This window comes from Actinomadura sp. WMMA1423 (assembly GCF_006547145.1).
Lineage (GTDB): Bacteria > Actinomycetota > Actinomycetes > Streptosporangiales > Streptosporangiaceae > Spirillospora.
The window spans coordinates 6,272,437-6,283,216 of the sequence record NZ_CP041244.1; the positions used below are offsets into that span (position 1 = coordinate 6,272,437).

The window sequence follows — 10,780 nt, forward strand, 5'->3', positions numbered from 1 at the left end:
ACTCCACATGGTTCCGGCGTTCTCGTTTCTTGCCTCTCGGAGACACCGTCGGGGATTTGGTGCGTGCCATTAAAACATTTCTTGACGACCGTATGAGGGGACGGCGGCTCGCCGGGGACTCTACGTTTCCGAGCGATGTCCTGATGCGTAGATGGCGACCGAACTGGGTTCAAGTCGCGATGGGAATGAGAAGGCATCCGGGCTCGATGCCGATATGCCCGGCCGTCTCCTCGGGCCTCCCGAGTGCGTACGAGTTGTGACCGGAACCACGTCCTCGAACGTAGAAGCAGGTCTGGAGCCGCGGATCGCCCGGGCTGAGCGGCCGGGGGTGTGGTGAAGGCCACGGTGGCTAGACCTGGGAGTTGTCACTTAGCGTGATCGGGGTTGGGTAGTGTCTGCGGCGGGATGGGGATCAGTAGGCCTACGGTGGCGCAGTTGCGGGCGTTCTTGGCGTTGGCGGAGTATCTGCACTTCCGTGACGCCGCTGCGGCTCTGCGGATGAGCCAGCCTGCCCTGTCGGGGGCCGTGGCGGCGCTGGAGGAGGGCCTCGGGACGCGGCTCGTCGAGCGGACGACGCGCAAGGTGCTGCTCACGCCCGCGGGGGAGCGGGTCGCGCGGCGGGCCGAGGCCGTCCTGGCGGAGCTCGACCGGCTGGTCGAGGAGGTCAAGGCGGTCCGGGGGCCGCTCGTGGGGCCGCTCCGGGTGGGGGTCATCCCGACCGTCGCGCCGTATCTGCTGCCCGTCGTCCTGCCCAGGCTCGCCAAGGAGTTCCCGGACCTCGAACTGTCCGTGCACGAGGAGCAGACCAGCCACATCGTCGCGGAACTGCTCGCGGGGCGTTTGGACGTGGTGCTGCTGGCGCTTCCCGTGCCGGCGTCGGGTGTCACGGAGCTCCCGCTGTACGACGAGGACTTCGTGCTCGTCGCGCCCGCGGGATTCGAGTTGGGCGCCGCCGGGATCGCGCGGGAGGTGCTGAACGACCTCGACGTCATCCTGCTGAACGAGGGGCACTGCCTGCGCGACCAGGCGCTCGACGTCTGCCGGGAGGTGGGGGCGCGTGCTGCGGCGACGTACGCGACGAGCCTGGCGACGCTGGTCCAGCTCGTGTCGGGCGGGCTCGGGGTGACGCTCGTCCCCGAGACGGCGCTGCACGTGGAGACGCGCAGGGCGCCGAACCTCGGACTGCACCGGTTCGCGGCCCCCGCGCCCTTCCGCCGCGTCGGGCTCGGGTTCCGGTCGACGTCGCCGCGCGCGGACGAGTTCGAGGCGCTGGCCGCGAGCATCCGCGCCGCCGTCGCCGAGTCGGGCGTCGCCCCCGGCATCCGCCCCGCCTGAAGCCACGTTCCGGCAGGCGCGCTCGTCCGGCGCCCGTCCCCTCTGGTGTGTTCCATCCGGTGATCGCCCGTCTGGCAGCGGGGCGCCCGGGGGCCTGGGGTGCTGTCCGGGGATTAAGGACCGGGTCAAGCGGGGGCCAGACGGGGTCAAGTCTGCGTCAGGGGACGGCCTCGCAATAGCGATGCGCGTTCGTGCGACGGGGTGACCTCACCATGCTCGTGGGGCGAGGAGGAGGCCCCATGTCCCCGAAGCTCAGTGTCGTCGTGCCGTTCCACAACACCGAGGAATACCTGCGGGAGTGCTTGGAGTCGCTGGCCGGCCAGACGCTGGACGACCTCGAAGTGATCATGGTGGACGACGGGTCCACCGACAACGGCGCGGTCATCGCCAAGGACATGTGCGGGCGCGATCCGCGGTTCCGGCTGGTCACCCGGGAGAACGAGGGGCCCGGCCCGGCCCGCAACGCGGGGGTGCGGCAGGCGAGGGGCGAGTACCTGGCGTTCGCGGACGCCGACGACGTCGTGGAGCGCGAGGCGTACGCGCGGCTGGTCGCGTCCCTTGAGCGGACCGGGTCCGACCTGGCGTGCGGGAACGTCCAGCGGATGGACGACGACCGGACCTGGCAGTCCCTCCTGCACGACGGCCTGTTCACCGAGTCGCGGTCGAGGACGCATGTGTCGTCCATGCCGATGCTCATGCGCGACCGGACGCCGTGGAACAAGGTGTACCGGCGGGCCTTCTGGACCCGGTCAGGTCTGGAGTTCCCTCCGGGCTACTACGAGGACCCTCCGGTCACGGCGCGCGCGCACGCGCTGGCCCACTCCGTGGACGTCCTGAGCGAGACGGTCTACTTCTGGCGCAAGCGCCCTGGGTCCATCACAGAGGACCGCTACGACTGGGACAACTTCAGCCAGCGCATGCGCTCCGCGCGGACCGTGCGGGACGACCTCGCCGCCTACGCCCCGCAACTCCTGAACGCCTATGACGAGCACGTCCTGATCCCGATAGAACTCCGCGTTCTGTTCGAGGCCCTCCCCAGGACCCAGGACGAGCACCGCAGCGAGCTCGTCGCCATGGGGGCGGCCCTGGCCAGGCAGGTGAGCCCGCGCCTCCTGAAGCGGCAGCCCTCGATGACGCGCCTCCAGATACACCTGCTGTCCCGGCGGATGCTGCCGGAACTGCTGGAGGTCCTGCGCTACGTCCAGCTGCGCAAGGCGGTGGACGCGCCCCGCGTGCGGCGCGGGCCGCGGCGCCGCTGGTACGCGGAGTTCCCGTTCTTCGAGGACGAGGACCGGGGCGTCCCGGCGCACGTGTACGACGTGACCGACGAGCTCAGACCGGTCGCGGCGATCGACCGGGCCACCTGGGCGGACGGCCGGCTCCGCCTGGAGGGCCACGCCTACATCCGCCACCTGGACGCCTCCAGCGAGGACGGGTCCCGCATCCGGATCTGGCTGGTGGCGTCCAACAAGCGGGGCCTCATGCGCGTCCCGGTCACCCGGGTCCGCCGGCCGGACGTGACCGCCGGGTCGCGGCAGTCGAACGTCTCCTATGACTGGTCCGGGTTCGTCGCGGAGATCGACCCGTCCTCGCTGCGGATGTTCGGGCGCTGGCGGGACGTCGACTGGGTGCCGTGCGTCGAGATCGTCAACCGGGGACTGCGGCGCAGGTCGTCCTTCGCCGGCCCGCGGCTGACCGGGCGGCAGTGGCCGCGGGAGCGCGAGTGCGCGCCGGGCGTGCTGGTCCAGGGCGTCGCCGGCAGGCAGCGGTTCGTGATCCAGGTGCGGCGCACGCCGGCGGCGGTCGTCGGCTGCCGCCTGGAGGGCGGCGAGCTGTGGCTGGACGGCTGGAGCCGCGTTCCGCTCGGGGACGAGCCGCGCGTCGCCGCCGCCCCGAAGGCGGGGCGGGCGAGGGTGCTCGGGCCGGTCGAGCCGGTCGGCGCCGAGAGGTTCCGGGCGCGGCTGCCCGTCGCCGGGCTGGCCCGGCGGCAGGGGGACTGGGAGATCACGCTCTCGGACGGGATCCGCCCGTACCTGGACGAAGCTCCGGCGGGGGCGGCGTTCCCCATCCCCGGGGGAGAGCTGGAGATCGCCAGGACGAGGCGCGGCACCCTGCGGATCGTCGCCCGCGGCCGCGTGCTCGCCGTCGAGGACGTGTACTGGTCACCGGAGGGCGCCCTCCACCTGGCGGGCACCTGCTCGGACCGGATCGGGCGGCCGGACTCGCTGACCTTCAGGCGGCGGCGGTCGAGCGAGGAGCACACCGTCGGGCTGGACTGGGAGGGCGACCGGTTCACCGCCGTGTTCTCGCCCGCGCGCATGCCCGTGTTCGGGCTGGCCCGCCCGCTGGTCTCCGGCCGCTGGGACGCCGTCGCCGACGTCGGGGGGCGGGAGCAGCCGGTGGTGGTCCGCCGCCACACCCTCCGCGACCTGCCCGAGCCGTTCGAAGCGGGGCTGCACCGGATCACCGTCCGGGCCCGCAAGACCGACCAGTTGCAGCTGCGCGTGGAGACGGCCCTGGACGACGACGAGCGCGGGGCCTACGCGCAGAGCCGCATACGGTCCGGGCACTACCGGCGCCATCTGAACCTGCCCGTCCGCGAGCTGGCCGTGTTCGACGCCTACCGGGGACGCCAGTTCTCGTGCAACCCGCGCGGCGTCTACGACGAGCTCCGCCGGCGCGACACCGGCCTGGAGTGCGTGTGGGTCACTGAGAACGGGCAGTTCGGCAAGCCGGCGGGCGCCCGGACCGTCCTCGCCGGTACGCGGGAGCACTACGAGGCGCTCGCCCGCGCGCGCTACATCTTCGGCAACTGGTCGCAGCAGGAGTGGTTCACCAAGCGCGAGGACCAGACCTACGTGCAGTGCTGGCACGGGACGCCGCTCAAGAAGCTCGGATACGACGTCAAGCAGATGCCCTACAAGCGCACCGAGGGCATCGACTGGATGGAGTACGACGTCCCCCAGTGGGACCTCCTGCTCGCGCAGAACGCGTTCTCCGTGCCGCTGTTCCGGCGGGCGTTCCACTACTCAGGGGAGGTCCTCGAAAGCGGCTACCCCCGCAACGACGTGCTGAGCAGCCCGCACCGCGACGAGATCGCCGCGTCGGTGCGGCGGCGGCTCGGCATCCCGGAGGGCAAGCGGGTCGTCCTGTACGCGCCGACGTGGCGGGACGACTTCCACCACGCGATCGGCAAGCGCGCGTTCTGCCTCGAGTTCGAGATCGACAGGTTCCGCGCCGCGCTGGGCCGCGACCACGTCCTGCTCCTGCGGACGCACTACCTGGTCACCGACCGTCCGAGGCTCCGGCCGGGCGACTGCGTCATGGACGTCTCCGTCTACCCCGACATCTCGGAGCTCTACCTCATCAGCGACGTCCTCGTCACCGACTACTCGTCGTCCATGTTCGACTTCGCCGTCACCGGCCGCCCGACGGTGTTCTTCACCTACGACCTGGAGCGCTACCGCGACCACGTCCGCGGCTTCTACTTCGACTTCGACGCCGAGGCCCCGGGGCCGCTGCTCGCCACCACGCAGGACGTCGTCGAGGCCCTCCGCGAACCCGCCGCGCTGGAGGCCGGGTACCGGGAGGCGCGCGCCGCCTTCGCCGCCCGGTACTGCCCGCACGACGACGGCCGCGCCGCGGCGCGCGTGCTCGACCGGGTCCTCCGCTGAGCCCGCCGGACCACCGGCCGCCCCCGCCGGCTCGCCACGAGCCCCGGAAGCACACCGAACACCAGCACACCGAACAGCAAGCGCACCGAACTCCAAACGCCCACCGGATCCCCGAAAGCCCACTACGGAGCCGCTCGTGTCCCCGCAGATCAGCATCGTCGTCCCCGTTCGCAACACCGGCGGCCGCCTGGCGGAGTGCCTGGAGTCGATCGCGGGGCAGACGCTGCGCGACATCCAGGTGCTCATGGTGGACGAGCCCGCGGGGCAGGAGGACGACGGTGGAGCGGCCAAGGATGCGGCCCTCGCCAAGGAGTTCGCAGGACGCGACGACCGTTTCGCCCTCCTGAGGCCCGCCCCCGGCACGGGGGCCGTCGAGGCCGGCATCGAGCAGGCGAAGGGCCGCTACCTCGCCTTCGCGGACGGTGAGGACGCCGTGCCGCCCTACGCCTACGAGCTTCTCGTCAGGACGCTCGACACCACCGGCTCGGACCTCGCAGGCGGAAACGTCATGTGCCTTGACGAGGACCAGGCGTGGCAGTCGCCGCTCCACAGGGACTCCTACGCGGAGACCATGAAGTCGACGCACGTGACCCGCCACCCCGCTCTCCTGCAAGACAGGACGGTGTGGAACAAGGTCTACCGGCGCTCGTTCTGGGATGCGCACGGGTTCGAGCTCGGTCCCGGCCGGGACATGCTCGTCGCCTTGGAGAGCCACCTGCTCGCCTCCGTCGTGGACGTGTTGGACGCGACCGTCTACTTCTGGCGGGACCGTCCGCGGACGGCCTTGCGCACCCGCCCCGACCCGGCCGACATCGCCCATCGGATGGCGAACCTCGCGAAGGCGCGGGAACTCGTCCGCACGAACGCGCCGGACCTTCTGGCCGTCCACGACATGTACGCGCTCGACCTGGACGTGCGCGAACTCATGCTCGCCCTGCCCGCGGCCACCTGGGAGGAGCGCGAACGCCTGGTCGAGCTGGGCGCGGAGGTCGTCGCGGAGGCCGGGCGCCGGGCCACCGCCGGTCTCGACGCGATCAGGCGGCTGGAGACGTTCCTGCTCGGCGCGCGCATGCTGCCCGAACTGCTGGAGGTGCTGCGCTTCGAGGAGAGGGGCCTGCGGGAGGTCCCGCTCGTGGCGCGCGGGCGGCTCCGGCAGCGCTGGTACGCCCGGTACCCCTTCTTCGACGACGCGGACCGGGGCGTCCCGGAGGACGTGTACGACGTCACCGACGAGCTGGTGCTGTGGGCGGACGTCGACCGTGTCGAATGGGACGTCGACACCCTCATCGTCGAGGGGCACGCCCACTTCGACCGGTTCCCGGTCGCGACGGAGACCGACTCCCGGATCCGCGTCTGGATGCGCGACGTGCGGACCGGCAAGGAGATCCGGCTGCCGGTGGAGCGCAGGTACGTCCCGGAGGTCACCGCGCGCGCCGGCCGGGCGAACGTCTCCCTCGACTGGTCCGGCTTCACGGTCCGGGTGGAGCCCGAGTACCTGCTGGACGGCGACGAGTGGCGGACGGCGTCCTACGAGCTGTTCGCCGAGGTGACGACGGCCGGGCGCAAGGCGGTCCAGCGGCTGACCGCGATCGCCCCGGCCGTGCGGTGGACGGCGGCCCGGCAGCTGGACGAGCACGTGGCCGTCCAGCCGGCGGCCGGCGACGACGACGTCTTCGTCGTCCACGTCAAGCGGGCCAAGGCGGTCCTGACCGGGCTGCGCCTCGACGGGGACGCGCTGGTGCTGTCCGGCTGGACGCGGCGCGCGCTCGGCGCCGGGGCCGCGATGGTCTGGGTCCGCAGGCACGGCGGGGCCGAGGTCCGCGGCGAGGTGACGCTGCGGCAGTCGGCCGTCCTGCGGATGGCGGAGGGCACCGGGTTCGACTTCACGGCGAGGCTGCCTCTGGAGTACCTCGCGTCCGTCCCGGGCGGCGAGCCGCGCGGCCCCCACCTGCGCGACGCCATCGACTGGGACATCCGGCTGACGGGGGAGGGCGGTCCGCTCCGGCTCACCGTTGACGGCGACGTCAGGCCCGCCCGGTTCGCCCTTCCGGAGAGCGCGGGACGCGGACGGGAGTTCGCCGTCAGCCGCACCGCGTTCGGGAACCTGCGCGGGGTCGAGCGCAGCATCCGCCCGGTCGTCACGGGCGCCGAGTGGGACGCCGGCGGCCTGCTCACGCTGACCGGGGGCTTCGCCGACCCGGAGGACCGTCCCGACCACTTCGTCCTGCGGAGGCGCAGGTCCGGCGACGAGCACCGCATCCCCGTCACCTGGGAGAACGGCACCTCTCAGGAGAACGGCGCCACCCAGCAGAGCGGCACCACCCCTGAGGGCGGCTCCCCAGGAGACGGCGGCACCACCGGGCAGGGCGCCCGGTTCACCGCTTCCTTCACTCCCGCGATGATGCGGGTGTTCGGAACCGACCTTCCGCTGAGCAGCGGCACCTGGGACCTGGTGGCGCGCGCGCGTTGCGGAGAGGTGGCCGTCGTCGTGGAACGCGAGGCCATCCCCGATCTGCCTGAGTGGCACCGCGCGGGAACGCACGAGTTCGAGGTCGGCGTCCAGCAGATCGACGCGCTGGTGCTCCACAGCCGTCCGGCCCTGGAGGAGGACGAGCGCGGCGGGCATGCGCAGGTCCTTCTCTGGCAGCGGGACTACCCCGTCTACCTGCGGAGCCCGCTGGCCGATGCCGTGGTCTTCAGCAGCTACGGCGGCTCCCAGTACAGCTGCAGCCCTAGGGCCATCTATGAGGAGCTCGTCCGCCGCGACATCGATCTGGAGTGCGTGTGGGTCTCCTACGACGACCAGTTCGCGGTGGAGGGGAAGGCGGAGACGGTCCTGGTCGGAAGCCGTGAGCATTACCGCGCCCTCGCGCGCGCCCGGTACATCGTCACCAACCAGGCGATGCCGCCCTGGTACCTCAAGCGGGAGGGGCAGACCTGCCTCCAGACCTGGCACGGCACCCCGCTGAAGCGCCTCGCCTACGACCTGAGGGACATGCCTTACCGGCGCACCGAGGGGCTGGACTGGATGGAACGGGAAGTACCGCGATGGGATTTCCTGCTGTCGTCCAGCCCCTACGCCACCCAGGTCATGCGGCGTGCGTTCCGGTACGAGGGCGAGGTCCTGGAGACGGGCTTCCCGCGCAACGACGTCCTCAGCACATCCGAGTGGGAACGGATGGGGAGCCAGATCCGCAAGCAGTTGGGGATTCCCCAGAGAAAGAAGGTCGTCCTCTACGCGCCGACCTGGCGGGACGACCGGCACCACGCAGACGGCAGGTACGGCTTCCCCCTGGAACTGGACCTGGAGACCATGCGGCGGGCCCTCGGTGACGACCACGTCCTCCTCCTGCGGACGCACCACCTCATCACCGACCGGGACCGTCCCGTCACGAGCGCCATCGCAGCGGACGGGCTCGCAGGGGACGGGTCAGGCCCCTTCGTCATCGACGTGTCCCGCTATCCCGACATCGCCGAGCTGTACCTGGCGGCCGACGTGCTCGTCACCGACTACTCGTCCGCCATGTTCGACTACGCGGTCCTGGGCCGCCCCATCGTCCTCTACACCTACGACCTGGACTGGTACCGCGACCACGTGCGCGGCTTCTACTTCGACCTGGAGGCCGAGGCGCCCGGCCCGGTCGTGCGGACGTCCGAGGACGTCGCAGCGGCGGTCAGGGCCGCGCCCGACGGCGAGCAGCGCTACGCGGACGCCTACGACCGGTTCTTCGTGAAGTACTGCCCGCATGACGACGGCCAGGCGGCCTCCAGGGTGGTCGACCGCGTCTTCGGGAACGCCTGAGGGCCTTCGCCGGGCCTTGAGGGGCAGGGCCCGGTGCTCAGCCGGGGCGGCGGGCCCGCGCGAACAGCCGCACGCCCGGCCACGAGGCGGTCGGCAGGCGCCGCTCCAGCGCGGCGGACAGGCGCAGCGCCTCGTTGACGACCGGGTGCAGCGGCGCCAGGTCCTCGCGCCGCACCGTCCGGTTCCTGAGCAGGCGCAGGAGCGGACGGTGCAGGACGCCCCTGCTCCACACGCGCTCCACCACCAGCTCCGCGCCGTCCAGCAGGTCGACCAGGGTGCGGCGGCTGTAGCGGCGGACACGTCCGAGAGCCACGTCGTGCGCCGACCAGAGGGCCATGTCGCAGGGCACGGACACCAGCGCCGTCCCGCCCGGCCGCAGCACCCGCGCGATCTCCGCGGCGGCCCGCGTGTCGTCCTCCACATGCTCCAGCACGTCCAGCGCCAGGGCCAGGTCGTACCCGGACTCCGGCAGCGGCAGGTAGCGCGCGTCGCCCTCGTAGGCCTCGACGCCGCGGGTACGGGCCAGCGCGACGGCGTCCGGGCTCAGGTCGATCGCGGTGGCGCTCCAGCCGTGGTCGGCCAGCACGCGGCAGCACGCGCCGGACGCGGCGCCGATGTCGACGGCCGTTCCGGGCACGCTGAAGCGCAGCAGCTCCGCGGACAGGATCTCGCGGCGCTCGCGGTACCACCAGTTGTCGTTCTCGATCCGCGCGATCCGCTGGAGCTCGATGGTGTCCACGGGCCAAGCCGACCGCACCGGCGGCGGCGCGTTCCATCGACGCCGCCGCCCGCGAACGGATCGTTGACGCCGGTTTGACCCCGCCCCGGACGTGGGTGCCGGCCACAGCTCGTGGGGCAGGGCTCGCGGCGGTCAGTGCTTCTTGCGGCGGCGCAGGAGGAAGCGGACGAGCAGCAGGAACACCACCAGGCCGCCGACGGCGGGAACGGCCCGCTTGACGATCGACGGCCCGACGAACTCCAGCAGGTCGATCGCGTCGTCACCGTCGTCCGCGGTGCCACGGCGGGCGGCGGCGCCCGCGCTCTCGCGGCCGCCCGCCACGTGCAGCGGCGGGCGCTCCGCCTTGGCCGGGCCCGGCTTCTCAGCCGCCCCTTCCGGGGTCGCGGCGCTCTCCGGGGCCTCGCCAGGCGTCTCGGCGGGCGCCACGGCAGCGGCGGCCGGCGTCTCGGCGGCGGCCTCGGCGGGCTTCTCGGGCGGGATCTCGGTGGGCTCCTCGACGGGAGCCGCCGGGGCGGCGGGAGCCGCCGCGGCCTCGGCGGAGGCGGGAGCGGCCCCGGTGGAGGCGGGAGCGGGCTCGCCCGCGGGCGCCTCGAGCTCGGCGGCCAGCTGGGTCGCGAACCTTGCGATGATCTTGGAGCCGACCTCGGACAGGATGTTGCGGCCGAACTGCGCGGGACGGCCGGTCACGTTCAGCTTGGTGTGGACGGTCACGCGGGTGGTGCCGTCCTCCTCGTGCAGCCTCGCCTGCACGGTCGCCGCGGCCGTCCCGGACCCGCGCGCCTCCTTGGCCGAGGCCTCCATCGCGACGACGCGGGACGACTCGTCCGCCGAGACGATCCGCGCGGTGCCGCGGTAGGTGATGGTCATCGCGCCGACCTTCACCTTCATCCGGCCCGAGTACTCCTCGCCCTCGACCGAGTCGAGCGTCGCGCCCGGCATGCAGGCCGCGACGCGCTCCACGTCGAGCAGCACCGACCAGGCCTGATCCACCGGCACGGGGACGGTGAAATCGTGGTCGAGCTCCATGATCAGTGTCCTTATCGTCCGGAGACCTTGTCCGCGACCTTACGGCGGCGGCCCGTCGCGTCGCCAGTGGGACCCCGTCGGCTCGGTACCCCGCAGCACGGCAGGCCATGCGGGGAGACGGAGATGCGGGGAGCCGGAGACACGGGCGACGACATGCGGGCGACTGGCATGCGGGCGACGGACGTGCGGCCGGGCACCGGGGCG

The 10,780-nt window shown here is 72.4% G+C and carries 5 protein-coding genes; 3 read left to right on the plus strand and 2 right to left on the minus strand.

What is annotated here, in order from left to right:
- The first annotated feature begins 405 nt into the window (after window positions 1-405).
- The 3 genes from FKD65_RS29120 to FKD65_RS29130 all read left to right on the plus strand — a co-directional run bounded on the left by FKD65_RS29120 (window position 406) and on the right by FKD65_RS29130 (window position 8,811).
- Window positions 406-1,335, plus strand: a complete 930-nt coding sequence (locus FKD65_RS29120; RefSeq protein WP_141580774.1) for a hydrogen peroxide-inducible genes activator — start codon at window positions 406-408, stop codon at window positions 1,333-1,335.
- Between the two features lie 239 nt (window positions 1,336-1,574).
- The gene (locus FKD65_RS29125) at window positions 1,575-5,009 is read left to right on the plus strand and encodes a bifunctional glycosyltransferase/CDP-glycerol:glycerophosphate glycerophosphotransferase (RefSeq protein ID WP_141580776.1); all 3,435 of its coding nucleotides are present in this window, start codon (window positions 1,575-1,577) and stop codon (window positions 5,007-5,009) included.
- 136 nt (window positions 5,010-5,145) lie between these two features.
- Window positions 5,146-8,811, plus strand: a complete 3,666-nt coding sequence (locus tag FKD65_RS29130) for a bifunctional glycosyltransferase/CDP-glycerol:glycerophosphate glycerophosphotransferase (protein ID WP_141580778.1) — start codon at window positions 5,146-5,148, stop codon at window positions 8,809-8,811.
- Between the two features lie 37 nt (window positions 8,812-8,848).
- Here the strand turns inward: FKD65_RS29130 and FKD65_RS29135 are convergent, their stop codons facing one another.
- Both FKD65_RS29135 and FKD65_RS29140 read right to left on the minus strand, forming a co-directional pair.
- Window positions 8,849-9,550, minus strand: coding sequence for a bifunctional 2-polyprenyl-6-hydroxyphenol methylase/3-demethylubiquinol 3-O-methyltransferase UbiG (locus FKD65_RS29135; protein WP_141580780.1), 702 nt, complete (start codon window positions 9,548-9,550; stop codon window positions 8,849-8,851).
- 132 nt (window positions 9,551-9,682) lie between these two features.
- Entirely contained in the window at window positions 9,683-10,576 is an 894-nt protein-coding gene (locus tag FKD65_RS29140) for an SRPBCC family protein (protein ID WP_240809651.1), read from the minus strand.
- Window positions 10,577-10,780 lie beyond the last annotated feature (204 nt).